Here is a 25,557-nt window from a genome sequence, read left to right as displayed (position 1 = left end):
TACGTCTATGGCGACGTCAACGGCGACGGCAAGGCCGACTTCGTCATCCACATCGACAGCCTCGTGAACCTCAAGGAAGGGGACTTCCTGCTGTAGGCAACTAGCCCACGGTCGGGCGAACCGGCCGTGCGGCCGCAAACATCTCGAAGCCGCTCATTGCAGGATGGGCGGCTTTTTTCGGTGCGACTGCGGCACTTTATGCGTCTGCTGCCTGCCGATAGGAAACGAGCGGTTGCGCGGAGGGAACGTAGAGCGGATGCCGTGGGCAACCGTTCGCCGTGGTGCCGAGGCAATGCATGTGGCTCCCCGTGAGGCGCAGGGCTTCGCCTGCGCGGGCGCGGGCCAGGGGATGCGCACCCCAGGCTGCGACCACGGCGCCTCTGCCGCCTGCATCGCTGCCGGCTTCTCGGCATGCCATGGCGAGGTAGGTGTCGTTTTCGGGGCCGATCGGATGCACTTCGCAGTAGAGCTCGTCCGGGTTCGTCGCGCGAAGCCCGTAGAGGTTCACGGCAATCATCGCGCCGTAGCCCCATTGCCGGGAGAAGGATATGCAGCGCCGGACCGTCGGATCGTTGCTGCTGGCGTCGGCCTGCGACGGGTTCAGCATGATCCAGACCACGATGCCGCCGGTCTCCGACCATCGGCGCCCCAGAGCATAGCGATACCGGCCGCACGGCGAGACGACAGCATTGCTCGCGCAGGCCTCCGGCTGCAGGCCGGTCATCGGACAGGCGGGCGCGGCCCGCCATCGATACAATCCGGGCAATTTAGAATCTGCCAGCTGGTCATGTCATGCGGGCGCTTTTCGGCCGGAGGCTCGGCCAGGGGCCCTGCCGAAGTGCAGGCAGTCAGTGCCGTCAGCGCCAGTCCGAGAAGCATGTGCTTGATCGCCATCGCTTGCCCTCCGCCGTGCCGTCGACGAGTGTACGCGAATCCGGCCAATCACGCGAACGTGTCTGCAAGGACGAAATTCCGCCGCGCTGATGCCGGATAGAATTGGATGTCAGCCCTGCGCATGGTGTGGCGGTCTTTAATTAAGGACTAAGGATAGCTCCCTCAATTGCCGCCCGGGCGGGCGCCAAGCGATGCGGGGCGGCGGCGCCAGCGCCAAGCTGCAATATATGGGACGGCAGAGAATGTTGAATTTCGGGCCTCTGGTGAAACTTCGGGCTTTCTTTTCGCGAGGCTCGCTGAAGATCGGCAGGCGGCCGAAGATGCCGTACCTGCCGCGTTTTCGCTGGCGCCAGGGCACGATCCGGATCGGCGATCGCATCTCGACGCGATCGGGTGTGGTGATCGACGCGCAAAGCGGCGACATCGAAATCGGCCGCAACGTATCCATCAACGATCATTCGGTTTTGCTTGGCCACGGCGGCATTCGGATCGGCGACGACGTCCGCATCGCCGCGCACGTCGTCATTGCATCCTTCGAACATGGATATGACGATGTGGATCTGCCCATCCGCCGCCAGCCCATCGTCAGGAAGCCGATCGTGATCGAGGATGACGTATGGATCGGCGCCGGCGCGAAGATCCTTGGCGGCAGCCACATCGCAAGAGGCTGCGTCATCGGCGCAAACAGTGTGGTCAAGGGAGAGACGGTGCCCTTTGGCGTCTACGGCGGCGCGCCTGCGCGGCTTCTGAAGATGCGGGGCGCACGACCCAAATCACCGCCGATCGCGCTCGCAACCGTTCGCGCCGAGCGCGATCTAAGCAGCGGCGCGCATTGACAGCCGCGCTAGCGGCTGCATCTTATCGGAGAAGAAACAGATCTTCGATGGACGGCTAGAGTGGCATTTTCAGACGCAAAGACCCGGATTTACCGGCGGATCAAGTACAATCTCCTGCGTCCAGCTCCTCCGGCCACCGTCGTGCCACTTGACGGTCCGGTCGTCGTCGTCGGCTCCGCGCCGGTTTCCCACAAGCCCGCAGGCTTCGACGAAGGTTTCCGCGTCGTCACCATCAACGGTGCGCAGACCGTCACGCAGCGCTGGGGTTTGAAGGCGCCCGACATCACCTTCATGATGTTCAACCAGGTGCGCGGCACGAACACCAATGCGGTGGAGGTGCGCCGCGTTCTGTCGGGACAGAGGACCGGAGCGCTGTACGTCCTGCTGTGGCGCGACGGCAGGCCCTCGCTGGAGGAGGGGCTGAAGGCGTTCGACTATGGCTATCACAGCCTAACGATCGTCGATCGCTATCAGCGCATGGCGCTGCTAGACCGCATCTGCGGATTCAAGAGCGACGAGCTGGATGCCGAAAGCAAATGCTCGAACGGCATCAACGCGGCCCTCTTCGCCCTCTATCACGGCGCGCCGGCGGTCATCCTGACCGGCATCAATCCACAGTCCACCGGACACGTCTACAATCAGGAAAACCTTGCGCGGTTTCATCGCGACATGGACCAGAAGGTGCTGCAGCGGCTGCGGGAAAAGGGCTATCCCGTGTTCACCGCCGATCCCGAAGTGGCCGAAACGTCGGGCCTGCCGCTCTGGCAGGGGCGTGCCTGATATAGACGGGCCTTACAGAACGGATCTGACGCGGCAGGGCCTCAGCCAGGCGCTGCCGGTCGGCGCCCTCAGGACGTCGCAGCGCCTGCGGAGGGGCAGGGCTGTCGCGCGGACGAAAGCCGGATGCCGTGGGCGGCAATGAAGTCGAGCATGCTTCGATCTTCTGTTTCCGCCTGCTGGATGTTGCCCAGCGTGGTCCGCATCTTTTCCTCGAGCCGTTCGGCAGAGACGGCGTAGTTGGAGCCGCGCGCCATCTTCGCCATCATCTCCTCTTCGGATTTGCTGTAGTAGTGGTTCAGTTGCAGGAAGGCGTTCGAATAGAATTTCCGGTCCTTGCGGCCGTCGCGGCTGGTGCGGAAGCCGGCATCGTTGACCGTCGCATCGCCGAATTGTCGCGTCTTGAACTGGTGGATCGTCACCTCCACGACCTCGCAGGGGTCGACGATGCACTTGAAGTTCGTCGAGTGCTCCTGGTTGCTGATCGGTTCGGCGCCGCGCCAAGTGTAGTTCAGCGTGACCGGGCCGTCCGGCCGTCTCTTGTGGCCGCTGGTCCCGAACATGTGCCAGGGCAGCGAGACGTTGGGAAAGCCGCCGGTCGCGGCCAGGGCCTCCTCGATCGTCGCGCCCTTGCGCGGCAGGAGGAATTCGTCGGCATCGACGAAGGCCATTCGCTTGAAGTTGCCACCGAAATTCAGGATTGCATGGGCGTGCGCCAGCACCTGGCCATCGATCAACTGATCGGCCTTGGTGGCGACGACGCGGCCAGCCCACGGCATCAGCGTCAGTTCACCCGGCGAAAGCACGTCGCGCAGGATCGCGCAGGTCTCGTCGGTCGAGCCGTTGTCGTAGACGACGAAGTGGCGAACGCCGACGGCCCGGTGAAACCGCAGCCATTCCTCGATGTAGCTCGCCTCGTTCTTGACGCACAACGCAATGGCAATGCCGTGCCGTTCCGGGGCGGGCTGCGGCGGCGTGATGGTCAGGGCCTTTATGCCGCTCTTGCTTTTTCCGAACCAGCGCATTCCGCCTCCAGAAGTCCCGTTTTCATGCCCGGTCGCATGACCCGCGCACTATATATTGCGCATTGTCATTGCAGGCCAGTGGCCGGTCGAAGATAGGCGTTTGTGCCCGCCGTTCCGGCCTTCTGTCGCATTGACATCGCTTCTTTCCTCATGCACACGATACCCCGCTGCCGGTTCGCGACGCGCGGCGCGGTGGCAAATTGAGATTTGCCAACAGACAAGCTGAAATGCCCCATGGATGGGTAGAAAAGCGGAAGGCTTCGACATGAGAGATGACGTCGCACGTATTTTTGTCGGTTTTGATTCGAAGGAAGTTGTCGCCTATCACGTTCTTTGCCAGAGCATTATTGAACGTTCCAGCATTCCGGTCGTGTTTTCACCGATCGTCCTGAACAATCTCGGCCCGATGTTCTACCGCGAACGCAACGCGTTGCAGTCGACCGAGTTTTCCTTCTCGCGCTTTCTCGTGCCTTATCTCAGCGGTTTCGAAGGCTGGAGCATGTTCATGGATTGCGACATGCTGGCGCGCGCGGACATTGCCGAGCTGTGGGCGCTGCGCGACGAAAAGTATGCCGCGATGTGCGTCAAGCACGACTACGTTCCGAAGATCGAGACGAAGTTCCTCGGCCAGACGCAGACCAAGTACGAGAAGAAGAACTGGTCAAGCATGATCCTGTTCAACAATGCCAAGTGCACAGCGTTGAGCAAGGAATTCGTCAATACGGCGACGGGCCTGCAGCTTCACCAGTTCAAGTGGCTGGAAAGCGACGAGCAGATTGGCTCCGTGCCGGTCGAATGGAACTATCTCGTCAACGAGTACGACTATCGCGACGACGCGAAGATCGTCCACTTCACCGACGGCGGTCCGTATTTCGACGAATACAAGGACGATGACTATGCCGAGGAGTGGTTCGCGATGCGCGACCGCGTGCTCTCGGTACAGCAGAAGGCATAGTTCTTGGCGCAATCGCCCGATATTCCCATGGCCGATCCCGCGAACGGCCCCCTGCCGCCGCGGGGGGCAACTTCGGGGCAGACGCAGCCGGATGCATGGCGTCAGCTCTTCTCCTCCTATTCGGACATCGTGCTCGTCGCCAACAGCACGGCGTCGAACGTTCGCGAGTTGCAGGCCCAGTATCCGGCGGGCACGCTGTTCGTGTTCTTCAACAAGGTCTTCAAGGTTCTTGACCAACCGTTCGAAGGGCATGCGCTGCTGGTCACGCGCGGGCAGCCGCGCGGAGCGGGGATCGTCTATCGCGGCGAGGTCGACGAGGTTCTGTCGTTCTTCGACAAGGCACATTTCCTCGGCATCATGAACATCCGCCTTGCGGAAGATGAAAAGCCGAATACGGCCGCCGATTTCCACGACGCGCCGACCGGGCATCTGGATCTGCGCGGGCATTTCGATCCGCTCTACACCGAAGGCAAAGTGCCGACGAGCGGCTTTGCCATGGCGATCTGGCTGAGCGAACTGCGGTTGCCGGGGCGGATCATTCTTGCCGGTTTTTCCGCCCGCCGCAGTGAGAAGTGGCGCGTGGTCTCGGTTCACGACTGGAGTTTCGAGCAGGTCTTTCTGCGGCTGTTTTCCCGTCTCGGCAAGATAGCGATCCATGGCGGTGCCGGATCGAACCCCTACCAGAAGCTCGCTGAACGTTTCCCCGAAATTCCACCGGCCGAGATCGCGCTCGCCGCGTCCGAGGTCCTGTCCGAGCGGCTGTCCAATACCGACGCGGAGGTGGACAAGCTGATTTCGCTGACGAACATCATTCGTGCCGCCGACAATTTTCTGCGCGGGCTGAAACCCTCGCTCTTGCGGAAGCGAAAGCGGTCCTGACCGGTGCAACCTCTTGCGCCAGGCAGATGCTGGTCGGACAGTGCGCAAGGTGGTGATGTCTCGGAGGTCCGCAACCATTAAGCGGTGTCTTTCTACCGGGCCGCACAGTAGCCTGTGACGAAAGAGAGGCGCGTGTCGTCGGCCCGACATCCGTACCCCGCGCTATCTCTTTGTTTTGATGCAGTTCCATCCGGAAGCCGGCCAAGTTCACGGCGGAGCTTTCGACGTCGGTTATGGTTGCAGCCAAGATCGCGGCAGGTAACGATGCAGCAAAGCTTGCTCAAGGCGATCCTGTTTGCAGACGCTGTGCAATACAGCCAGCACATGGCGCACGACGAGCCATCCACCGTCGAATTCATCCAGCGCTGCTTCGACGTTTTCCGCGAGCTGGCCCCGCAGTATCGCGGCGAAATCCTCAAGACGATGGGGGACGGGGCACTGGCCGATTTCGAGTCCGCGGTCGAGGCGCTACGGTTCGCGCTGGAGGTGCAGAAGCGGTTCCGCCAGATCGGCGCCTACCTTCCGGAAGAACGCCGCATCAGCTTTCGCATGGGGATCGATCTCGGCGAGGTGCAGTTCCGCGACGGCGAACTCTTCGGCCACATCGTCAATGTGGCCGCGCGCCTGCAATCGCTTGCGGAGCCGGGCGGCATCTGCGTTTCGCAGGCAGTGCTGGATCAGGTCGACCGGCACGTCGTCGCCACCTTCCGCAATCTCGGCCCGCAGGCGCTGAAGAACATTCCGCGGCCGGTCGTCGCCTACCAGGTCGTCGGTGGTGAAGACAGGCGTGGGGAGCGCGAACGCCGCCTGTGGCGCAAGCTGTCGGTTTCCGTGCTTTCCCGCATGGCCGCCTTCAGCGAGGCGGGCGAGGAACTGACGCCGAACTCGCCCAAGGTGCGCGCGCTTCTCGGCTATCTCGCGCTTAGCCATCGCTCGCACGAGATGCGGGAGCGGCTGGCGGGGCTTTTGTGGAGCGATCGTGGTCATGCGGCGGCGCGTCACGCGCTGAGCGCGGCGTTGAAGCAGATCGGCGAGGTGTTCAGGCGAGGACAATGTGAGGCGCCGACCACCGATCTCGGAAAGGTCAGCGTGGCGCCCGGCAGCATCGAGGTCGATCTGCACGTCATCAGCGAGGGGCTGGCGCAGGGCGCGATCGCGCGGGAATTGCTCGACGGCCGCGCCTCGCCGGACGAGATCCTGGCCGGGCTCGATCACGTGGACGAGGTGTTTGCCGCATGGTTGCGGGTGGCGCGTCACCGCTGGCGCGAGCGGCTGGTGGAGCAACTGGAGCAGTGCGTGGAGCGTTTTTCCGGTGATCTCACGGCGATGAAGCCGGCCGCCACTGCACTGCTTGCCATCGATCCGACCCATGAGCGTGCCGCCTGCATCCTGATGCGCGCCTTCGTGGCCGAGGGGCAGGCGGCTGCAGCCCTTCGGGTTTATCGCAACCTGAACGACGTGCTCGCTTCCGAATTCGGAATCGGGCCATCAGGCGAGGCACAGGAGATCGTGGCGCTGATCCGATCGGGCCGATCCGATGCGAATGGCAGCGGCCCTCACGCCGTCGCAGCGCGAATCCAGAGCGGGCGGCTGCCGGTGATCGAGGTGCGGCCTTTCGACGGTACGGAGGAGGCCGCCGGTGCGGCGCACCTGTTGAGCGGTTTCCGCGCCGATATCGTCGGATGCCTGACCAAGTTCCGGGAATGGGTCATCATCGAGGATCGCGGCGAGGGGCTGGCAGAGGCGGGCGGGTCCACGATCGACTACCGGCTGGATGCGCGTGCGCCGGCCGGCGAGGGGGTGATCGTCATCACGCTGACGGATGTGAGGAGCAATCATGTGCTGTGGAGCGAGCGCTTTCCGCTGGTGCTCGACAACTGGATTGCGGCATCGGCCGGCATTGCGCGCCGGGTCGCAGCCACGCTCGATATCTATCTTTCCGTCGAGCGCGTGGCCGGCGGCGGCGGGCGGCGCGACGTTTCGCTTTCCGCCTACGATGCCTGGCTGCGGGGTGAAAACCTGCTTCTGCGCTGGGCGCCGGAAGCGGAGACCGAGGCGGAGGGACTGTTTCGCGAAGTCATCCAGGCGATGCCGCAGTTCGCGCCCGCCTATTCCAGCCTGGCCAGCATCTTCAACGTGCGCCACCTGATCGTGCCGGGCTACCGCCGGGATCCCGCGCTGGCGTCCGAGGCGCTTCGGCTGGCGCAGACGGCGGTCCAGCTCGATCCGCTCGAAACGCGCGCCCACCTGACGCTCGCCTGGTCCTGCATCATGGCGGGTCGGTTCGAGCAGGCGGCCATCCACTACGATCTCGCTTTCGAGCTCAATCCGAACAATCCACGCACGCTGCTTTCCTGCGCGCACGGGCTCGCCTTCCTGGGCGATGCTGCCCGGGCGGAACTGATGGAGCGGCTGGCGCTGGAGCTTTCGCCGGTGGTCGCGTCCTATCAGTGGGGGTATATCGCCGGTATCCATTTCATCGCGGGCGACTATGCCGGAAGCGTCTCGGCGGCGGAAAAGGGAACGGGCAGCATGCTCGACCTGCATGCCTGGCGTGCGGCAGCACTCGCCCATCTCGGCCGATCCGACGAGGCCCGCGTGGCCGGGAGCGAACTGCTTGCATCCGTGCGCCGGCAATGGGGAGAGACGGCGCCCGACGACAGCGGCATCGTCTCCTGGGTGCTGCATGGCCTGCCTTTCAAGGAGGAGAAGGCGCGGCAGCGGCTCGTGCGTGGCCTTCATCTCGCCGGCCTTGCCGTTGAGTGATGGGGCTGCAAAAGCGGAGGAAATGGTTCCCTAGAATTTTATGGGGCGATGGCGCGTCTAGGAAACATCGACATCAGTCTGCTGCGTTTCGCGCTTTGCCGCCACGCACAGTCGATCGACCTTCAGAGAACAGTACCTGCCGTTTGGAGGGTGTGATGAGAGCGTTCAGCAAGACGATCGCCTTCATGATGTCGCTTTGGCTGCTGGGCACGGCCGCCGCACTGGCGGAAACGGTCAAGGTCGGAGTTGCCGCCGAGCCCTATCCGCCATTTGCCGCGTCGGATGCCAGCGGCAAATGGGGCGGGTGGGAAATCGAATTCATGGAAGCGCTTTGCGCCGAGGCGAAGCTCGATTGCGCCGTGACGCCTGTCGCCTGGGACGGCATCATTCCCGCGTTGACGACGGGCAAGATCGATATCATCGCCGCCTCCATGTCCATCACCGAGGACCGCAAGAAGCTGATCGATTTCTCCGACCCCTACTATCGCTCTCCCGTCCGCATCGTCGGCCCCAAGAACCGGCAGATGGAGGCGAACGCCGCGGGTCTCAAGGGCCTCGTGCTCGGCGTGCAGGCTGCAACCACGCATGAGGACTACGTGCACAAGCACTTCGCCGGCAGCGTCGCCGAGATCAAGATCTACCAGACGCAGGACGAGGCGCAGCAGGATCTCGTTTCCGGTCGCATCGACGCCCTGCAGGCAGAGGCGATCGGCCTCGATGCATTCCTCGAATCGGAACCCGGAAGCTGCTGCGAGTTCAAGGGCGACGTGCCCGACGATCCGGAACTTTTGGGACAGGGTGCGGGCCTGGGGCTGCGCAAGGGCGACGACGCCCTGCGGGAGAAGCTGAACGCGGCGATCAAGGCGATCCGCGCCAACGGAAAGTACAAGGAAATCACGGACAAATACTTCTCCTTCGATATCTACGGGCAATAGGCGGAACAATCGGAGAGGGCAGGCTATGGACGCAGGCGTCGAAACCCCTCTCCAGTCGCTCTTCGAAATCGTTCCGATCAATCCGCCGGCGTTTCCGGTGCATTTGACCATCGCGATGCCTCGTGTGCCGGGTGAGGTCACTGGCCCGTGGCTTCCGGACGCCGCGCGTCCCGGAAGCGGGCGGCTGGTTGCGGGGCGCGGGCTCACGGCGGACCAGGCGCGCATGAGCTGTGCCGGGGAGGCGGCGGAACTCGTCTCCTGCGCCTGCTGGGGCGACGAGCCCCTTGTTCGCGCCTCCTTTGCAAGCCTCGGCAAGGCTGCGATCCATCCGGCATCCCTGCTGCTGGCAAGCGACGAACAGTACGAGCGCCGGGCGGGCTGGAACCTCCGGCATGGCGGCTATGACTGGCTGCCGGAGCGCTTCGACGAGCATGTGGAGGTGGAATGGGTCGAAGCCTTTTCGCCCGATGGATCCGGCCGGGCCTACGTCACAGCGGCGCAGTGCTTGATCGGCTACGGCGATCGCGACGCGGCGGGCACTTTTGCCGTCGCCGACAGCAATGGTTGCGCGGCCGGCCGGACGCGCGAGGACGCCGCCGTATCCGCCTTCCTCGAACTGGTCGAGCGCGACGCGACAGCGCTGTGGTGGTATGGCCGGCACAGGCGGCCGGCCGTGCCCCTTGACGGGGTGCCAGGGGCGCCGGCGATCGTCGCCTGGCTGGGCGATCGGGGGCGAACCTGCCATCTCCTGGACATCACCACCGATTTCGGCATCGCCGCTCGGGCGGCGGTTTCCGCCGACGCGCGCGGCGGGACGGTCGCGATCGGCGTGGCCGCGCATTTCGATCCACATCGGGCCGGAACGGCGGCGATGACGGAAATGATGCAGACGCTCTACTCGCTCGATCTGCGCCGCGCGATGCCGGCGGAGCCGGGGGACCCCTTCCAGTTCTGGCTCGATACGGTCAGCTGCGCGGCGATGCCGCATCTCGTGCCGGCCGGATCGATGGCTTCCGGGGCCGATGGCAATGCGCCGATGCCGGCGACTCTGGATCAATGCGCCCGCCTCTGCCGGGATCGTGGCCTGCGCCTTCTCGTCATCGACATGACGCGCGCCCGCCTCGGCGTTCCTGCCGCCCGCGTGATCGTGCCGGGGCTTCGGCCGCTTTCGGCCCGGTTTGCTGCCGGCCGCCTGTTCGACGTGCCGATGCAATTGGGATGGTGCAGCCGTCCCCGGAGGATCGCCGAATTGAACGACGTGCCCTTCATTTAAGCGTATCGCGTTCAGGAGGTCCGCGCGACGCGCTTCATGTCTTTTTTTGCTCATGCCGTGGTCGCAAAACGCTGCGCACCTGTGCCCGACAGGCCTTTTCGTCGGGCACCGTTGCAGATGCGAGTTCCTCACCTGCAGCGTCGCAGCAGGATGGTCCCGAGCAGATAGGCCATGGCATCCGTTTCTTGGGCGGCATTCTTGATGCGCGTCACGATGTCGGAGAGGTATTGCTCGTTCAGCTCCGGCTTCTGCGACGGCGTGATCATCACCACCTTGCGGAGGCCGAAATTGTCGTCGTCCGATCTCAGCTTGAGGCGGAATGTCCGTCCGGTGGTCGGTGTTGCGATCAGCCGGTCCTGGCCGTCAAGCGAGACCGGCCAGTCGTTGATGCCGTAGGTGACGACCACATTGGCCGTCTTGACGAGGGTTTTGATCCATTTCTCGAAGAGCTCGCTCGGCGACAGGGCGCCAGTGGAGAAATCCGGGTAGAGGCGGTTGTATTCCTTGGCGGCAAGCTTGCCGCCTTCGAACTCGCTGCCGTTTAGGCGCACCTTGAACGTCGACATGTCGTCATCCTTTCCTCTTTCGGTTGGTCATGGGGTGGACAGGCCTGCGAATGCGATCAGGTCGGGGAAGCTGTATCTCTCCGGGTGAGACGGGCGGAGGCGCGGATCGGGGTGCCAGCCGCTGTCGAGAATGGAGGGATGGGCCGCTTCGATTGCCGCATGCAGCGTTTCCATCACGATGCGGCTTCCGACCGGCCCGAGCCGCATGCCTCCTTGCAGGATGGCGGCTTCCTTGAGGACGTAGAGCCAAAGCGGCGGATGCGCGGCGAGCGTGCCGCCACCACCTGCCGGCAGCAGCAGAAGTCGTCGGGCCTCATCGGGCTCGTCGCGCAGCATGTCCTGCGGGGTGAGCAGCCGAAAACCGGCCCGGCCTTGTGCCCGCAACAGCGCCAGTATCTTCGCTGCCACCGCCGGCCCGCTGTTCAGACGAAGCGAAAGGCCGCGCAGCAGGGAAAGCGTGGCGATGTTGGTGGAAGGCTGGAGGCTGCTGGCCGCGAGCCGCGGCAGTGCCTGTTGCGGCACTTGTGACAGGGGATGGGCGAAGACAGTGTCGATGCGCGACGCGAGTAACGGAGGCAGGCCGAAGCGCCCCGGCGGGTCGCCAAGAAGTCGGCCCCAGTCGGCGATCCAATCGTCGAACAGGCGGGTGCGGGCGAGATCCCCGGTGCCGTCCAGTGGCCGGTCGCTGCTGTTGAACGTGTTTCGCCAGAATGCGTAGAGCCGGGCTCCGGGGTTCTCGGAATTCCAGCAGCGGTAGAGATTGCGGATCATCGCATGGCCGAAGCGGGCGCAGGCGGCGGCAAACTCCAGCGGTATTGCGAAGTCGTCGCCGATTTCCGGGGTGGGGTGCAGGATGCAGCGGCCGTTGGCCATGACGTCCTCGTAGACCGCCGGATCGATCAGGCGCGGCAGCAGGTCGTGCAGGACGACGGACTGGAAATGGGCGACGGCAAGCGCGCGCACTTCGTTCCGCGACTGGCCGGGGCAGGCGGACAGGATGGCATTGTGGAAGCGGAGGACGGCGAGATGCGTCTGCGCCAGCGGCAGGTTGTCGTCGTTGCGGCTATCGCAGATGGCCGCACGCCCGATCCTGTCGCGCGGCAGGTCGCACGGTCGCCCGCCCGGCATGGTCCTGCCGATCGGCAACGGTGCGGCGCGCCCGTCGCGCGCCGGCCGTTCACCGAAGATGCTGTCGAGTTGGAGGCGGCCGGAATGGCGGTTGAAGGGCGACGCACCGGCGGCTGGCACGACCATCAAGGTCAGGTCGTGGAAGACGAGCTGGCACAAATAGGTGTAGCCGACCGGGATGTCGGTTTCGGCTTCCCTGTCGGTATCGTTGAAACGGAAGGCTGCGCCCAGCGCGACAAGATGTTCAACGGAGGGGTGGAGGTGGTGCGGCAGCATGCCGAAGCACCGGCGGTAAGGATGGTGTGTCTGCGGGCTTCGATTTTCCGGTGAGAATGGGCAGCCTTTGACGCGATCGGCGGCGCGCGAATGCCCCGATGAGGGGGCAAGGGCGGCTGCGGGCGCCGTTGCGGGCGATTGCACATGGTGACGGTCCGCCATGCCGAACAGCCTCCCTGATCCCGGAGCACATGCGTGATCCAGGTCCCCCGGGCGCATGCATCAGCTGAATGACAAAACAATCATCAAGAACGATCTCTGCCTCGGTTACTCTCATGCCTGCACGGCATTCGAGAACGTAATGCTGCTGGACGTGCCAAAATGGTAACACTTGCCGGAATCGCTGTCGATCAAGCCGAAAGCAGTACGGCGCTTGCATTGCAGGGAAAGCGGCGCCGCCCATCGTTCGCTCTGCTGCCGGCGGTACGGTTGAACCTGCGTGCAGCTTCTGGCTTTACTTGGCTCCACGGCAAAGTCTCGGATTTTTCGTATTCGAAAGGCATTCCATGCCCCTGCAAAACCGGGTGACGCCCTTCGCAGACATCGTCGCCGTCGAGGCGCGCGGCCTCTTCACCGGCAATCGCGGCATTCTTCACGATCCCGCCACACGTACGCTCACCCGGCGGCGATGGACCACGAAGGCCTGGATCACCTGCGCTTGCGAATACAAGGGTATCCGGCGCGAGGTGATGGCGCGCCGCAGCTGGACGGAGCTGTTCTTTCTGGACGAGGCGACGGCGCTGGCTGCCGGGCATCGACCCTGCTTCCTTTGTCGGCGTGACGCGGCGCTCGCGTTCCGGCAGGCGTGGAGCGCGGGGCGCGCGGTTACGGCGCAGGGGGCGGCGGACATCGACGCGGTGCTGCACATGGAACGGCTGGACAAGGGGCGCAAGCGGCTTCATCCGCTCCGCCATCCGGTGACAATGCTGCCGGACGGGGCGATGGTGGCTGCCGGCGGTTCCGCCCTTCTCGTCAGGGGCGGCCGAACCCTCCTCTGGCAACCGGGTGGCTATCGCCCGGCGCCGCTGCCTGCGGTGATCGACGGCGTGCTGACGCCGCCTTCGACGCTTGCAGCGCTCGCGGCGGGCTATTCTCCGGTCCTGCATCCGTCCGCCTGCTACCCGGAGGATTGAGCTAGGTCATCAGCCTGCGAGGCTGCCGGACCACTCCTTCACCGTCTGCGCCAGCGTTTGCAGATGATCGGAGGCGGAAAAGTCGGAAATCGTCTTGCGCGGCTTGAGGTCGTGATCGCCGTCCTCAAGCCAGAGCATCCGGATCGCGGGCGAGAGACGATAGTGGGCGACGTCCTCTCTGGTGCCGAACTCGTCGCGCGTGCCCTGGCAGATCAGCGTCGGCGTCTTCAGGTCGACAAGATGCGCCGTGCGCAGCTGTTTCGGCTTGGCCGGCGGATGGAACGGGTAACCGAGGCAGAGAAGGCCGGCGATCGCTCCCGCTGAGTAGAGTTCGTCCGCGATCATGCTCGCCACGCGTCCGCCCAGCGACTTGCCGCCGATGATCAGTCGCCCGGATGCCGGCAGGGTGCGGACAGCCTCCAGATATTCCGGCTTCAGCGTCTCGCCCTTCGGCGACGGTTTGCGCTCCCCGGAAACGCGCCTTGCGGCCATGTAGGCGAATTCGAAGCGCGCGACACGAAAGCCTGCGGCCGCAAGCGCCTGCGCGGTTGCCGTCATCGACGCGGAGTCCATCGGAGCGCCGGCGCCATGTGCCAGGAGGATCGTCGTTTCGGCATGGGCAGGGCCGTCGAAGAGGAAATTGTCGCTCATGACTGGTGTCCTTGCGGGCGGTGACGGGGCGGAAAGATCTGCGCGCAGCAGGCGTTTCGAAAGCGGGAGATCACCATGGACACAGCCTGCCGAAACGTAAAGTCTGCATTTTTCCGCAATGGTGACTGCGATTCGAAGTTCTGCGTGCCGCTGAACCGTATGGCGCCTGCTACGTCTGCAGATCGGCGACGACGCGTCGGATTGATGTGTGGACCGCCGTGCATTCCATGAGATTCTTCGCCTTGAAACCTTGAAAAACGTGCTGAACTTTCACATATCCGCAGCCTGCCTGCAAAACGGATGGTCATGGGATCGGCATTGCCGAGCCGTGAACGTTCCGACAGGATAAGGGCGCTCCCCGCAAGGGTCGAGCGCCCTTTTTGCAGGGATTTCCGGGTTGCATCCGGCTAAAGCCGCAGACCGTGCGGCCGGTGCGCGCGGAGCGCTGCCGTGTCTTGCGTGAATTGTGAACATGACGGAAATTGCGCTGCAAACGTCCGCATCCGGCTCAGAGCACAGTTCCTTGCTGACCTTCATTCTGACCTCCGCCGTCATCCTGCTTACTCCGGGACCTACCAATACGGTTCTTGCGGCGTCGGGTGCTGTCTTTGGTCTGCGTCCGGCGCGCCATCTGCCCCTGGCGGAGGCCGCCGGCTATATGATCGCAATTTCTGCTTTTGTGGCGTTTGCAGCGCTTGTGAAGGATCTGTGGTGGGCGCTGCCGGCGCTCAAGATACTGGCGGCCGCATGGCTCGCCGTCTCCGCTGTGCAATTGTGGGCGGCTTCCCCGGAGCTCCAGGGCGCCGTGCGCTCGGGGGCGTTCACGCGCGTGTTCCTCACCACCATCGTCAACCCGAAGGCGATGATCGTCGGCACGATGATGATACCGCAGGCGAGCATCGACGAGATGGCGCTCAAGGTCGCCACCTTCGTCTTGCTGTCAAGCATGGCCGGGCTCGGATGGGTTGCGCTCGGTTCGGCCCTGCCCGGCAGCCTGCGCCGCCATTCCTACAAGGGAGCCGCCTGCATCCTCGGCGGCTTTTCTTTCCTGGCGCTGTCCAGCGCGCTTGCCTGATCCGATATTGCCGCCGTCCTGATTGATCTTCCTCGGGTCGGATGCTTGCGGTTCCGTGGTACAATGTCGCGGGCGAATGCGCGTACGAAAAGCTGTTTCCCGCTTCAGCGCAAACTGGGAAAAATCCTCTTTGTCTATAAAATTTATAGACACTATTCTTTCCCTGAATTTGACGCAGGGGACAGCTTTGGCAAATCGCATCTTTGGCGCGCAGGGAACGTCGATCTTCGAATCGATGTCGCGGCTGGCGCGTGAAACGGGCTCGCTCAATCTGGGGCAGGGCTTTCCGGAAGGGCTGGAACCAGCGGAACTGATCGAGGCGGCCGTAAAGGCATTGCGCGACGGTCCCCATCAGTATCCGCCCATGTTCGGCCTGCCCGAACTGCGCCGTGCGGTCGCTGAAAACAGCCGCCGCTTCCAGGGGATCGAACTCGATTGGGAGCGCGAGGTGCTGGTCACGTCCGGAGCGACGGAGGCGCTGGCCGACACTTTCCTCGCATTGCTGAACGATGGCGACGAAGTCATCCTCTTTGAACCCGCATATGACGCCTATGCCACGCTGATCCGCCGCGCCGGGGCCATACCGGTCCCGGTACGGCTGTCGCCGCCGGACTGGGCCTTGCCCCGCGAGGCGCTGGAAAGGGCGATTACCCCACGCACGCGCCTCATCGTCGTCAACAACCCGATGAACCCGATCGGCAAGGTCTTCGACGAAGCCGAGCGCGCGATTCTGGCCGAACTGGCCGAGCGGCACGACCTGGTAATCGTCGCCGACGAAGTCTACGAGCATCTGGTTTTCGACGACCGCGCATTCGTCTCGCTTTTGGCAATTCCCGAACTGCGCGATCGGGTCGTGCGCATCGGCTCTGCCGGCAAGACGTTCTCCGTCACCGGCTGGAAGGTCGGCTACGTCTCGGCGTCGCCGGAGCTTTTGGCGCCGATTTCGCGGGCGCACCAGTACGTCACCTTCACCACGCCGCCGGCATTGCAGGCGGCGGTCGCGGCCGGCCTGAACCTGCCAGATAGCTATTTCGAGGATCTGAGGCGCGGCCTTGCCGCGCGCCGCGACGCTCTGTTCGGCGGGCTTCTGTCTGCCGGCTTCGATGTCGCGGACGCGCCTGCCACCTACTTCGCGATCGCCGATATCAGTGCGTTCGATCCGGTCGGCGACGACCTTTCCTTCTGCCGGCGACTGACGGTCGAAGCGAAAGTGACGCCCGTGCCGGTCTCAGCATTCTACGCCGAACGCGACGTCACAAGCCATGTCCGCTTCTGCTTTGCCAAGAGCTTCGAGACGCTCGGCGAGGCCGTACACAGGCTGGCGCGATGGCGCGACACCCATGGCTGGAAAAAGGCCTCCTGACCCATTGCCCGACAAAACTGCCTGCCGGCGCCATCTGCCGGCGAACCTGACTTCACGAAAAGGACCTCCAATGCGCAAGGCATCGACATTCATCACCGCACTCACGGCAATCGGCCTGCTCGCGGGCGCAGGCGGCGCTTTCGCCCAGACGATACGCTTCGGCGTTACGGCCGGCCCGCACGCGCAGATCGCCGAGGCGCTGGTGCCGGTGGCCAAGGCCAAGGGCCTCGACGTCGAGGTGGTGGAGTTCTCCGACGGCGCGCTGATCGATCCGGCGACGAACGACGGGGATCTCGACGCCAACGGCTTTCAGCACACCCCCTACCTGAACCAGCAAAACAAGGACCGGGGCCTCAATCTCGTTGCCGTCGGAGGCCGGACTGTGCTCCTGCCGATGGCCGGCTATTCGCAAAGGTTCAAGAGCCTGGCGGAGCTGCCGGAGGGCGCGCAGATCTCCATTCCCAACGATCCAAGCAATCTCGGCCGTGCACTGAAACTGCTCGAGGCGGGTGGGGTCATCAAGCTCACACCGGGCCTGACCTTCAATGCCACCGAGCTCGATATTGTCGAGAACCCGAAAAACATCAAGATCATACCGATGGAGACCGCGCAGTTGGCGCGCTCGCTGGAGGACGTCGATTTCTCGGTCATCACCTCTCACTTTGCGCTCTCGGCAGGGCTGAAACCGAACCGCGACGCACTGCTCGTCGAGGACCAACTGTCGGACTACTTCTGCCTGATCGCGGTGGCGGAGAAGAACAAGGACGCCCCATGGGTTCAGACGCTTATCGAGGCCTACAAGTCGCGGGAGGTGAAGGCGGTGGTCGAGAAGACGTTCGAAGGCAACGTCATTGCGGGCTGGTGATCGCATGAATGCTCTTGCCCGTCCGTTTTCCGTGGCTGCTGAAGCCCGGCTTTCCTCGGCGGACCTGCCGAAACCCGAGACCCTGATCCGGATCGAGGATCTGACGAAGGTCTACGATCCGAAGGAAGGGCCGGTCCTCGACGGGATCAGTCTGGCGATCGGCAAAGGGGACATTCACGGCATCATCGGCCGATCGGGGGCGGGCAAGAGCACCCTGGTGCGCTGCCTGAACGGGCTTGTCGCACCGACGTCCGGCAGGGTGCTCGTCTCCGGCCGCGAGATCAGCAGCCTATCCGGAGCGCCATTGCGCGCCGCACGGCGTGACATCTCCATGATCTTCCAGCATTTCAGCCTTCTGTCGTCGCGCACCGCTGCGGGTAATGTGGCGCTGCCGCTCGAGGTCGCGGGCGTTGAGAAGAATGAGATCCGCCGGCGCATTCCCGAACTGCTCGAACTCGTGGGACTCTCGGCGAAGGTGGACGCCTATCCGTCCGAGCTTTCGGGCGGCCAGAAGCAGCGCATCGGTATCGCCAGGGCCCTGGCGCTGAATCCGCAGGTCCTGCTGTCGGACGAGGCGACGTCGGCGCTGGACCCGGAAACGACCGAGCAGATCCTGGCGCTCCTGAAGGACATCAACCGCCGCCTCGGCCTGACGATCGTGCTGATCACCCACGAGATGGACGTGGTGCGGCAGATCGCAAGTCATGTCACGGTGCTGGAGCACGGCAAGCTGGTCGAGAGCGGCCCGACCTTCGACGTACTTGCCTTTCCGAAATCGCAAGTTGCACGCTCGTTCCTGTCGAGCATCGTCGCCCACGACCTTCCCCGGCAGGTCAGCGAGCGATTGCGCCCGTCGCCGGCGCCGGGTTCAAGTCCGGTGTTGCGCATCGTGTTTGCGGGCCAGGCGGCGCACGAGCCGGTGCTTGCGGCACTGGTTGAGCAGTTTCGCATCCGCCCGAACATCCTGCACGGTCGCATCGATTACATCGACGACAAGCCGCTCGGCGTGCTGACGCTGGTTGCCGCCGGGGGAACGCCGACCCTGCCAGGGGTTCTGGCCTATCTTTCTTCCCTCGGCCTGCATGGAGAGATCGTCGGCCATGTTCTTTGATCTTCTGCCGCCGGCGCTTGTCGGCCTCATGTTCGAATCGCTGAAACAGACCCTGACGATGGTCGCGGCCTCTGCTGTGCTCTCGACCTTCATCGGTCTTCCGCTCGGCGTCCTGCTCGTGGTCACGGCGCCGGGTCAGTTTCTCGAGCGGCCGCTGTTCAACAAGGTTGCGGGCACGATCGTCAACCTTGTCCGCTCGACGCCGTTCATCATCCTGATGGTGGCGATCATTCCCTTCACCCGGCTCGTGGCCGGCACCACGGTCGGAACGATCGCGGCGATCGTGCCGCTGACGGTTGCCATCACGCCGCTCTATGCGCGTCTTGCAGAAACGGCGATGCGCGAGGTGGACCAGAGCCTGATCGAGGCGGCTGAAAGCATGGGGGCGACGCCGCTGCAGATCATTTTCAAGGTCCTTCTGCCGGAGGCGTTGCCGGGCATCGTCGCCGGCCAGACCGTCACGCTCGTAAGCCTGATCGGCTATTCGGCGATGGCCGGCACCGTCGGCGGCGGCGGGCTTGGCGACCTCGGCATCCGCTTCGGCTACCAGCGCTTCATGCCGGAAGTGATGATCGCCGTCGTCATCATCCTCGTCGCCATCGTCCACTCCGTGCAGGTGGCCGGCGACTGGGCGGCGCGGCGGGTCAACCATCGCGTCGCGCGCAGCCGTAGCGCATGAAGGCCCGTCGAACAGCCGCCTGTTACCCGCGACCAGATTTCATCTTGAGGAGAATACCATGACCGTTCATGCCAACCCCGTCCAAGCCGGGCTGCCTATCGTCGACTTTTCGCGCTTCCACGGCTCCGATGGCGAGCGCGCGGCGTTTGTCGCCGAACTACGGGCCATCCTTCACGACCACGGCTTCTTCTACCTGACGGGCCACGGCGTCGATCCTAAACTGATCCAGGACGTCGTCTCCACCGCCAAGCGCTTCTTCGCGCTGCCGCTGGAACAAAAGCTGGAGATCGAGATGGTGAAGTCGCCGCACTTTCGCGGCTACAACCGTGCCGGCCGCGAACGCACACGCGGCGAGCAGGACTGGCGCGAACAGCTCGATATCAACACCGAGGGCGAAGCCGTCGAGATCGGCCCCGAGACGCAGCCCTGGAAGCGCCTGCTCGGACCGAACCAGTGGCCGGACGCCCTGCCGGAGCTCAAGCCGCTTTTGCTGGCATATCAGGCCGAGGTCACCCGCGTCGGCATCGACGTGCTGAAGGCGATCGCCGTCGCGCTCGGCCAGCCGGAGAACGCCTTTGCCGAAATCTACGAGCCGCAGCCTTCGCAGCTCCTGAAGATCATCCGCTATCCGGGCCGCGACGTCGCGGAGACCGACCAGGGAGTCGGCGCGCACAAGGATGGCGGCTTTGTCACGGTGCTGCTGCAGGATGTGATCCCGGGGCTTCGGGTGCGCACGGAGGAGGGGGTATGGATCGATGCGCCGCCTGTGCCCGGTACCTTCGTCATCAACACGGGCGAGCTTCTGGAACTGGCCACCAACGGCTATGTGCGCGCCGACGTTCATGACGTGGTGGCCCCGCCGGCCGGTGCCGAGCGCTTCTCGGTCGCCTTCTTCCTCGGCTCGCGTTACGACGCGACCATTCCGGTGATCGAGTTGCCCGAAGACCTGAAGCGTGCCGAACGCGGCATTTCGGTCGATCCGCTGAACCCGATCTTCCGCGAGGTCGGCCAGAACCACCTGAAGAGCCGGTTGCGTTCGCACCCGGACGTAGCGCTGGCGCACCACCGGGACCTGCTGACGCCGGAGCAGAGGGCGGCGGCTGCGGCGGGTGAGGCAGGCTCCGCCTATTGAACGGCTGTTCCTCTGCCACCAGGCGCGGTAATTGCTGTCATCGCCCCTTGATCTCGCCTGCAGATTGAACGACCCTTGCGGGTGGATATCCAGCCGGAGGACGGGCGAATGAACGAGCGCTTCTCGCAGTCGGGGCAGGTGGCAGGCCCGGGGGTCGAGCAGGGCGATCGCGCTGCGGCTGAACCGGGCCAGGTCTGGATCGAAGGCGGCACTTTTGTCATGGGATCCGACCGGCACTATCCAGAAGAGGCGCCGGCGCATCCTGTTCGTGTCGACGGGTTCTGGATCGACGTCGCTCCGGTGACCAACCGCCAGTTCATGGCCTTCGTGGAGGCCACGGGTTATGTCACCGTGGCCGAGAAGCGGGCAAGCGCGGCGGACTATCCAGGCGCCGCGCCGCACATGCTGAAGGCGGGTTCGGTGATCTTCGATCCGCCGAGGCGGATAAGCGGGCCGGATCCGTCGCAATGGTGGCACTACAAGTTCGGCGCGAACTGGCGCCGGCCTTTCGGCGGCCAGAGCAATATTCGCGGCAAGTATGACCATCCCGTGGTTCAGGTGTCCTATGTGGACGCCAAGGCCTATGCCGAGTGGGCGGGCAAGGATCTGCCTACGGAGGCCGAATGGGAGTACGCCGCCAAGGGCGGGCTGGAGGGCACGGAGTTCGCCTGGGGCGACGAACTGGTGCCGGACGGACGCTTCATGGCCAACACCTGGCACGGCATGTTCCCGACGGAAAACCTCAAGCCCGACGGTTTCGAGCGCACCTCGCCGGTCGGAAGCTTTCCGCCCAACGGCTACGGGCTCCTCGACATGATCGGCAACGTCTGGGAATGGACGAGCGACTTCTGGTCGTCCCGCCATCCCGAACCGGCCGGGAGCAGTTGCTGCGTTCCGGTCAATCCGCGCGGCGGTGACGCAGAGGAGAGCCGCGACCCGCGCCTGCCGGACGTGATGATCGCGCGCCGCGTGGTCAAGGGCGGCTCTCACCTGTGCGCCCCCAACTATTGCCGGCGTTATCGCCCGGCTGCGCGACATGCGCACGAGGAGAACGCGGCGACGACCCATATCGGCTTCCGCTGCATCACCCGCAGATAGATGCGCCGGATGGCTTGCTGGTTCCGCCGTTCCGCCATCGGTACTTGTGCCCGCGCTGGCCGCAGGCTACGCAGGCATGACAGGACTGGGAGGAGACAGGCGTGACCGAGGATTTCAAGGGCGACATCGCGCGGCTCGAGCGGCAGGAAGAACTGCTGCGGTTTCAACGCTTCGACACCGACACCGCCTGGAGGCTCGGCAACATCCTGCGCGACATCGCGCAGGAGCGCGGCGCGGCGATCGCGATCGACATTTCGCTGCGCGATCGCATCCTGTTCCACACCGTCATCGAGGGAACGTCGACCGACAACGCCGAATGGATCCGGCGCAAGCGCAACACCGTTCTGCGGCTCTGGCACTCTTCCTATCTCGTCGGCCGCCGGCTGGCGCTCGCCCATCGCGGCCAGGAGGAAGCACACAACCTGCCGCTCTCCGATTTCGCCACCCATGGCGGCGGATTTCCGATCCTGATCGATGGGCTCGGCTGCGTCGGCGCGGTGACGGTTTCCGGCGTGCCGCAACGCATCGACCATGCGATCGTCGCCGATGGGCTGGCGCGCGTTCTGGATGTCGATCTTGGCGAGGCGCGCCTGTCGGACTAACCGGCCTCTCGAGGGCCGCCGCCGCCATGCTCGCGGCGGCGTCCATCACCTTTTTGTCAGCCTTCGTGCCAGGCCTTGCCGAGCACGCGCAGCCAGTTCTCGCGGCAGATTTTTGCAAGCGCATCCGCGTCATAGCCGGCGGCGCGAAGTGCCGCAACCATCTGCTGGCTGCCGGCCGCATCGCCGATGCCCGCCGGGATCGTCGCTCCGTCGAAGTCGGACCCGAGCGCCACGCAATCGATGCCCATGCGTTTCACCATATGGTCCACATGCCGCACCATGTCCGACATCGGGGTGTCGGCGTTTTCCTGACCGTCGGAACGCAGCATGGTGGTGGCATAGTTCAGGCCGACGAGCCCGTGGCTTTCCCTGATCGCATCCATCTGCCGGTCGGTCAGGTTGCGCGCGACCGGAGTCAACGCGTGGGCGTTGGAATGCGTGGCGATCAGCGGCTGGTCGGTCGTCCTTGCCACATCCCAGAAGCCCTGTTCGGTGATGTGGGAAAGATCCAGGAGGATGCCGAGCCGGTTGCAGGCGCGCACGAGGTCGAAGCCCGCCTCGGTGAGGCCGGGGCCGGAATCGGGCGATGCGGGGTAGGCGAACGGCGCGCCGTGGCCGAAAATGTTGTTGCGGCTCCAGACCGGTCCGAGGGAGCGCAGGCCGGCGGAATAGAATGTCTCCAGCGCCTGAAGCTCGCGGTCGATCGCCTCGCAGCCTTCCATGTGCAGGACAGCTGCGAAGGTGCGGTCCTCGAAGGCGCTGCGGATATCGGCGGTCGAGCGGCATAGCCGCCAGGCGCCGGCGCGGTCGAGGCGGAAGGCTATCGAAGCCATGGCAAGCGCGATGTCGAGCGACGGCTGCCGTTCCAGCGGCGCCTCGAGCGGGGTTGCGTAGTGCCCGTTCAGGTCTGGCTTCCGAGGCGCGTGGTGACCGGACGAAATGTAGATGGCGCAGAGGCCACCCGCCAGACCGCCGCTGCGGGCGCGAGGGGCGTCGATGTGGCCATGGTCTGTGCCGTCGCGGAATTCGGCGACCGGATCGGTTCCACCCTGCATGTTGGTCCACAGCCGGAGCAGCACATCGTTGTGCCCGTCGAAAATCAGTTGCATGGCTCACCTGTCAAAGATGTCGGGGAGGGCGCCGGGTACGATCGATCCGGCGCGTTTATGGAACGAGGCAAGGCGCACCCTAGCGCATCTCCGGTGAAAACGGGATCACCGGAAAAGCGCTATTCCTCTGTTTTTCGCTGTTCCGCTTCGCACCTTTGCCGCAGGAAATCGCCCGACACTTTGGGGGCTCCGCTGCAGCCGGACTGCCGTGCGCCAGCATCGCACAAGCCTCAGGCGCGGAACACCTCTTTGCCGCCGATATGGGTCGCACGCACGGCGAGTGTTTCGTCGAGCACTGCGAAATCGGCGTCATGCCCATGGGTGAGCCGGCCCTTGCGACCGGTCATGCCGATCGCCTCGGCGGGATAAAGCGAGGCCATGCGCAGGGCCTCCTCCAGGTCCAGGCCGACAGTCTCGTGCATGAAGCGGACGCAGGAGACCATGTCGATATCGGCGCCGGCAAGCGTGCCGTCGGCAAGCGTCAGGCGGCCGTCCTTGCGGAAGATCTCGCGGCCGTTGAGGGTGAAGCCGGTCATGTCGGTGCCGATCGGCGACATGGCGTCGGTGACGAGGAAAATGCGGCCGGGACCCTTCTTGGCACGCAGAGCGACGCCGATCGAGACCGGATCGACATGGAAGCCGTCGGCAATCAGTCCCGCATTGAGGTGACCGAGGTCGAGTGCTGCGCCCACCATGCCGGGTTCGCGATGGCCGAGCGGGCTCATCGCATTGAAAAGATGGGTCATCATGCTGGCGCCAGCGGCAGCCGCGTCACTGACGGTGCGATAGCCGCAGTCCGAGTGGCCGAGGCTAACGGTCACGCCGGCCGCTGCCAGCGCTGCGATCTGTTCGTCGCTCACGCTTTCCGGCGCGACTGTCGTCAGCAGGGCGTCGAGCCGGCCCCGCGCCTCGACGATGCGGGCGAGATCGTTGGCCTCCATGCGGCGGATCAGTTTCGGATCGTGGGCGCCCTTACGGGCGATCGCGAGATGAGGACCCTCCAGATGCAGGCCGAGGAAACCGGGAACTTTCGCCGCGCGTGCTGCCACGCCTGCGGCAATGGTGCGGGCGGTGATTTCCGGCGTGTCTGTGATCAGCGTCGGCAGCAGCGCCGTCGTGCCGAAACGGGCGTGTGCCGTGCAGATGGTGCGGATGCCGTCCACATCCGGCTGTTCGTTCAGAAGCACGCCGCCGCCGCCGTTGACCTGCAGGTCGACGAAGCCCGGCACGATGCGCGCGCTGCCCAGCGATACCGGCGTCACGCCGCCCGGAATGTCATGCCGGGCGACAATCGCCACGACCCTGCCGTCCCCGACCAGCAGCGCCGCGTCGTCGTGCCAGAGGTCGCCGTCGAAGATGCTGGCGGCGGAGAATGCGGTCAGGGCACTCATCTTGTCTCCGTGACTTTCTTCAGGTTGACCGGCTTGTCGGGGTCGAGGCCGCGGGCGCGCGACCAGGCTTCCACGAAGCCGTAGAAGGGGACGATCAGCGCCAGCGCATCCGTGATCGGGTGTCCGGTGGCGACGAAAGGCAGCTTCTTGGCCGCGACGGCGCCGGCCGAGGTAACGCAGGCATAGGTGCCCTTCGCGGCCAGTCCATCGGCCATGCCGGTCACCGACTGCTCGGCGGCGTCGCGGGCGGCCAGCGCGATCACCGGAAACGAGGGGCCGACCAGAGCGACAGGGCCGTGCAGCACCTCAGCGGACGAATAGGCTTCGGCATGCAGCCCCGAGGTTTCCTTGAACTTCAATGCGGCTTCGCTGGCGATCGCAAGGCCGGGGCCGCGGCCGAGCACGTAGAGCGATTTCGCTTCCGCCAGATCCGCGATCAGATCGCTCCAGTCGAGCGCGATCGCCTTTGCGAACTGGTCGGGCAAGGCTGCGACCGCCGACTTCAGCGCTGCATCGCCCGTCCATTCGGCGAGGATCGCAAGACCCGCCACGATCGAGTTCACGTAGGACTTGGTGGCGGCCACGCTGATCTCGGGGCCGGCACAGATATCGAGCGGGTGGCTGCAGGCCTCTGCAAGCGGAGAGGGGATGGTGTTGGTCAGCGCCATCGAGATCGCCCCGGCGTCGGTCGCAGCTTTTGCCATGGCGACGATGTCAGGGCTCTTGCCCGACTGCGAGATCGCAATGGCCGCTGCGCCGTCCAGCTTCAGTTTCGCGCCGTAGATCGAGGCGAGCGAGGGGCCGAGCGAGGCGACAGGGCGGCCGGCGGTCAGTTCGATCGCATATTTGAGGAACAGGGCCGCATGGTCGGAGGAGCCGCGGGCGACAGTGACGAGGAAGCGCGGATCGGCGGCCTTTAGCGCGCTGCCCGTCCGGGCAATCGCATCTCTCTGTTCAGAAAGAAGCCGGGCGGCGGCTTCCGGGATTTCGTTCACTTCACGGCGCATATTGGTCTGCATGGTCTGGTCTTTCCGTTGC

Annotated in this window: 24 protein-coding genes; 16 read left to right on the top strand and 8 right to left on the bottom strand. The window is 64.6% G+C overall.

Features of this window, described 5'->3' with window-relative positions; translation table 11 throughout:
• Window positions 1-196 precede the first annotated feature (196 nt).
• Window positions 197-724 carry a DUF1643 domain-containing protein gene (locus CRO48_RS13165; protein ID WP_097139940.1) on the bottom strand — a complete coding sequence of 176 codons (528 nt, stop codon included), beginning with the start codon at window positions 722-724 and terminating at the stop codon, window positions 197-199.
• Window positions 725-1,214: 490 nt separating this feature from the next.
• Between CRO48_RS13165 and CRO48_RS13160 the strand changes: the two genes are divergently transcribed.
• Window positions 1,215-1,730 (top strand): acyltransferase, encoded by a 516-nt coding sequence (locus tag CRO48_RS13160; RefSeq protein ID WP_176526745.1) that lies wholly within the window; start codon window positions 1,215-1,217, stop codon window positions 1,728-1,730.
• 60 nt (window positions 1,731-1,790) lie between these two features.
• Window positions 1,791-2,510, top strand: a complete 720-nt coding sequence (locus tag CRO48_RS13155; RefSeq protein WP_097139936.1) for a membrane-anchored protein — start codon at window positions 1,791-1,793, stop codon at window positions 2,508-2,510.
• Between the two features lie 68 nt (window positions 2,511-2,578).
• Here the strand turns inward: CRO48_RS13155 and CRO48_RS13150 are convergent, their stop codons facing one another.
• The gene (locus CRO48_RS13150; protein ID WP_097139935.1) at window positions 2,579-3,532 is read right to left on the bottom strand and encodes a glycosyltransferase family 92 protein; all 954 of its coding nucleotides are present in this window, start codon (window positions 3,530-3,532) and stop codon (window positions 2,579-2,581) included.
• 265 nt (window positions 3,533-3,797) lie between these two features.
• Between CRO48_RS13150 and CRO48_RS13145 the strand changes: the two genes are divergently transcribed.
• The 5 genes from CRO48_RS13145 to CRO48_RS13125 all read left to right on the top strand — a co-directional run bounded on the left by CRO48_RS13145 (window position 3,798) and on the right by CRO48_RS13125 (window position 10,340).
• Window positions 3,798-4,487 carry a glycosyltransferase family protein gene (locus tag CRO48_RS13145; protein ID WP_097139995.1) on the top strand — a complete coding sequence of 230 codons (690 nt, stop codon included), beginning with the start codon at window positions 3,798-3,800 and terminating at the stop codon, window positions 4,485-4,487.
• A gap of 27 nt (window positions 4,488-4,514) precedes the next feature.
• Entirely contained in the window at window positions 4,515-5,366 is an 852-nt protein-coding gene (locus tag CRO48_RS13140) for a 3-deoxy-manno-octulosonate cytidylyltransferase (protein WP_245423511.1), read from the top strand.
• Between the two features lie 264 nt (window positions 5,367-5,630).
• Complete coding sequence (locus tag CRO48_RS13135; protein WP_097139933.1) at window positions 5,631-8,132, top strand: BTAD domain-containing putative transcriptional regulator; 2,502 nt, start codon at window positions 5,631-5,633, stop codon at window positions 8,130-8,132.
• A 155-nt stretch (window positions 8,133-8,287) separates the two neighbouring features.
• A complete protein-coding gene (locus CRO48_RS13130; RefSeq protein ID WP_097139931.1) occupies window positions 8,288-9,067 on the top strand; it encodes a transporter substrate-binding domain-containing protein in 780 nt (259 codons plus the stop codon).
• 25 nt (window positions 9,068-9,092) lie between these two features.
• On the top strand, window positions 9,093-10,340 hold the full coding sequence (locus tag CRO48_RS13125) for a YcaO-like family protein (RefSeq protein ID WP_097139929.1): 1,248 nt from the start codon (window positions 9,093-9,095) through the stop codon (window positions 10,338-10,340).
• Between the two features lie 128 nt (window positions 10,341-10,468).
• On the opposite strand, the gene CRO48_RS13120 is transcribed toward CRO48_RS13125, so the two are convergent.
• A complete protein-coding gene (locus CRO48_RS13120) occupies window positions 10,469-10,906 on the bottom strand; it encodes a hypothetical protein (protein WP_097139927.1) in 438 nt (145 codons plus the stop codon).
• 27 nt (window positions 10,907-10,933) lie between these two features.
• Window positions 10,934-12,310: a peroxidase family protein gene (locus tag CRO48_RS13115; RefSeq protein WP_097139926.1), complete on the bottom strand. Its 1,377-nt coding sequence runs from the start codon at window positions 12,308-12,310 to the stop codon at window positions 10,934-10,936.
• Window positions 12,311-12,816: 506 nt separating this feature from the next.
• On the opposite strand from CRO48_RS13115, the gene CRO48_RS13110 reads away from it, so the two are divergent.
• On the top strand, window positions 12,817-13,443 hold the full coding sequence (locus CRO48_RS13110; protein WP_097139924.1) for a hypothetical protein: 627 nt from the start codon (window positions 12,817-12,819) through the stop codon (window positions 13,441-13,443).
• A gap of 9 nt (window positions 13,444-13,452) precedes the next feature.
• Here the strand turns inward: CRO48_RS13110 and CRO48_RS13105 are convergent, their stop codons facing one another.
• Window positions 13,453-14,094, bottom strand: a complete 642-nt coding sequence (locus CRO48_RS13105; RefSeq protein WP_097139922.1) for an alpha/beta hydrolase family protein — start codon at window positions 14,092-14,094, stop codon at window positions 13,453-13,455.
• A 523-nt stretch (window positions 14,095-14,617) separates the two neighbouring features.
• Between CRO48_RS13105 and CRO48_RS13100 the strand changes: the two genes are divergently transcribed.
• The 8 genes from CRO48_RS13100 to CRO48_RS13065 all read left to right on the top strand — a co-directional run bounded on the left by CRO48_RS13100 (window position 14,618) and on the right by CRO48_RS13065 (window position 22,019).
• Complete coding sequence (locus tag CRO48_RS13100; protein ID WP_245423510.1) at window positions 14,618-15,169, top strand: LysE family translocator; 552 nt, start codon at window positions 14,618-14,620, stop codon at window positions 15,167-15,169.
• A gap of 187 nt (window positions 15,170-15,356) precedes the next feature.
• Window positions 15,357-16,532, top strand: a complete 1,176-nt coding sequence (locus tag CRO48_RS13095; protein WP_097139919.1) for an aminotransferase — start codon at window positions 15,357-15,359, stop codon at window positions 16,530-16,532.
• A 70-nt stretch (window positions 16,533-16,602) separates the two neighbouring features.
• Complete coding sequence (locus CRO48_RS13090) at window positions 16,603-17,397, top strand: MetQ/NlpA family ABC transporter substrate-binding protein (protein WP_097139917.1); 795 nt, start codon at window positions 16,603-16,605, stop codon at window positions 17,395-17,397.
• Window positions 17,398-17,401: 4 nt separating this feature from the next.
• A complete protein-coding gene (locus tag CRO48_RS13085; protein WP_097139915.1) occupies window positions 17,402-18,508 on the top strand; it encodes a methionine ABC transporter ATP-binding protein in 1,107 nt (368 codons plus the stop codon).
• Window positions 18,498-19,187: a methionine ABC transporter permease gene (locus CRO48_RS13080; RefSeq protein WP_097139912.1), complete on the top strand. Its 690-nt coding sequence runs from the start codon at window positions 18,498-18,500 to the stop codon at window positions 19,185-19,187. The genes CRO48_RS13085 and CRO48_RS13080 overlap by 11 nt, the downstream gene beginning before the upstream one ends.
• A 58-nt stretch (window positions 19,188-19,245) precedes the next feature.
• Window positions 19,246-20,319, top strand: coding sequence for an isopenicillin N synthase family dioxygenase (locus tag CRO48_RS13075; protein ID WP_097139910.1), 1,074 nt, complete (start codon window positions 19,246-19,248; stop codon window positions 20,317-20,319).
• A 108-nt stretch (window positions 20,320-20,427) separates the two neighbouring features.
• Window positions 20,428-21,417: a formylglycine-generating enzyme family protein gene (locus CRO48_RS13070; protein ID WP_097139909.1), complete on the top strand. Its 990-nt coding sequence runs from the start codon at window positions 20,428-20,430 to the stop codon at window positions 21,415-21,417.
• Window positions 21,418-21,518: 101 nt separating this feature from the next.
• Complete coding sequence (locus CRO48_RS13065; RefSeq protein WP_097139907.1) at window positions 21,519-22,019, top strand: heme-degrading domain-containing protein; 501 nt, start codon at window positions 21,519-21,521, stop codon at window positions 22,017-22,019.
• Between the two features lie 56 nt (window positions 22,020-22,075).
• Here the strand turns inward: CRO48_RS13065 and CRO48_RS13060 are convergent, their stop codons facing one another.
• The 3 genes from CRO48_RS13060 to CRO48_RS13050 all read right to left on the bottom strand — a co-directional run bounded on the left by CRO48_RS13060 (window position 22,076) and on the right by CRO48_RS13050 (window position 25,538).
• The gene (locus CRO48_RS13060) at window positions 22,076-23,128 is read right to left on the bottom strand and encodes a dipeptidase (RefSeq protein WP_097139905.1); all 1,053 of its coding nucleotides are present in this window, start codon (window positions 23,126-23,128) and stop codon (window positions 22,076-22,078) included.
• A 230-nt stretch (window positions 23,129-23,358) separates the two neighbouring features.
• Window positions 23,359-24,519: an N-acetylglucosamine-6-phosphate deacetylase gene (nagA, locus tag CRO48_RS13055; RefSeq protein WP_097139903.1), complete on the bottom strand. Its 1,161-nt coding sequence runs from the start codon at window positions 24,517-24,519 to the stop codon at window positions 23,359-23,361.
• Window positions 24,516-25,538, bottom strand: a complete 1,023-nt coding sequence (locus tag CRO48_RS13050) for an SIS domain-containing protein (RefSeq protein ID WP_097139900.1) — start codon at window positions 25,536-25,538, stop codon at window positions 24,516-24,518. Before CRO48_RS13050 ends, nagA begins: the two co-directional genes overlap by 4 nt.
• Between the last annotated feature and the right edge of the window lie 19 nt (window positions 25,539-25,557).

The sequence above is a fragment of the Rhizobium subbaraonis genome, from assembly GCF_900220975.1.
GTDB lineage: Bacteria > Pseudomonadota > Alphaproteobacteria > Rhizobiales > Rhizobiaceae > Mycoplana > Mycoplana subbaraonis.
This window is presented reverse-complemented; position numbering and strand designations above follow the sequence as displayed.

Bases quoted from the DNA above. Each gene is read 5' to 3' on its own strand.
- CRO48_RS13165 (WP_097139940.1), bottom strand. From the start codon at position 724: ATGACCGGCCTGCAGCCGGAGGCCTGCGCGAGCAATGCTGTCGTCTCG.
- CRO48_RS13160 (WP_176526745.1), top strand. From the start codon at position 1,215: ATGCCGTACCTGCCGCGTTTTCGCTGGCGCCAGGGCACGATCCGGATC.
- CRO48_RS13150 (WP_097139935.1), bottom strand. From the start codon at position 3,532: ATGCGCTGGTTCGGAAAAAGCAAGAGCGGCATAAAGGCCCTGACCATC.
- CRO48_RS13145 (WP_097139995.1), top strand. From the start codon at position 3,798: ATGAGAGATGACGTCGCACGTATTTTTGTCGGTTTTGATTCGAAGGAA.
- CRO48_RS13140 (WP_245423511.1), top strand. From the start codon at position 4,515: ATGGCCGATCCCGCGAACGGCCCCCTGCCGCCGCGGGGGGCAACTTCG.
- CRO48_RS13135 (WP_097139933.1), top strand. From the start codon at position 5,631: ATGCAGCAAAGCTTGCTCAAGGCGATCCTGTTTGCAGACGCTGTGCAA.
- CRO48_RS13130 (WP_097139931.1), top strand. From the start codon at position 8,288: ATGAGAGCGTTCAGCAAGACGATCGCCTTCATGATGTCGCTTTGGCTG.
- CRO48_RS13125 (WP_097139929.1), top strand. From the start codon at position 9,093: ATGGACGCAGGCGTCGAAACCCCTCTCCAGTCGCTCTTCGAAATCGTT.
- CRO48_RS13120 (WP_097139927.1), bottom strand. From the start codon at position 10,906: ATGTCGACGTTCAAGGTGCGCCTAAACGGCAGCGAGTTCGAAGGCGGC.
- CRO48_RS13115 (WP_097139926.1), bottom strand. From the start codon at position 12,310: ATGCTGCCGCACCACCTCCACCCCTCCGTTGAACATCTTGTCGCGCTG.
- CRO48_RS13110 (WP_097139924.1), top strand. From the start codon at position 12,817: ATGCCCCTGCAAAACCGGGTGACGCCCTTCGCAGACATCGTCGCCGTC.
- CRO48_RS13105 (WP_097139922.1), bottom strand. From the start codon at position 14,094: ATGAGCGACAATTTCCTCTTCGACGGCCCTGCCCATGCCGAAACGACG.
- CRO48_RS13090 (WP_097139917.1), top strand. From the start codon at position 16,603: ATGCGCAAGGCATCGACATTCATCACCGCACTCACGGCAATCGGCCTG.
- CRO48_RS13085 (WP_097139915.1), top strand. From the start codon at position 17,402: ATGAATGCTCTTGCCCGTCCGTTTTCCGTGGCTGCTGAAGCCCGGCTT.
- CRO48_RS13080 (WP_097139912.1), top strand. From the start codon at position 18,498: ATGTTCTTTGATCTTCTGCCGCCGGCGCTTGTCGGCCTCATGTTCGAA.
- CRO48_RS13075 (WP_097139910.1), top strand. From the start codon at position 19,246: ATGACCGTTCATGCCAACCCCGTCCAAGCCGGGCTGCCTATCGTCGAC.
- CRO48_RS13070 (WP_097139909.1), top strand. From the start codon at position 20,428: ATGAACGAGCGCTTCTCGCAGTCGGGGCAGGTGGCAGGCCCGGGGGTC.
- CRO48_RS13060 (WP_097139905.1), bottom strand. From the start codon at position 23,128: ATGCAACTGATTTTCGACGGGCACAACGATGTGCTGCTCCGGCTGTGG.
- nagA (WP_097139903.1), bottom strand. From the start codon at position 24,519: ATGAGTGCCCTGACCGCATTCTCCGCCGCCAGCATCTTCGACGGCGAC.
- CRO48_RS13050 (WP_097139900.1), bottom strand. From the start codon at position 25,538: ATGCAGACCAATATGCGCCGTGAAGTGAACGAAATCCCGGAAGCCGCC.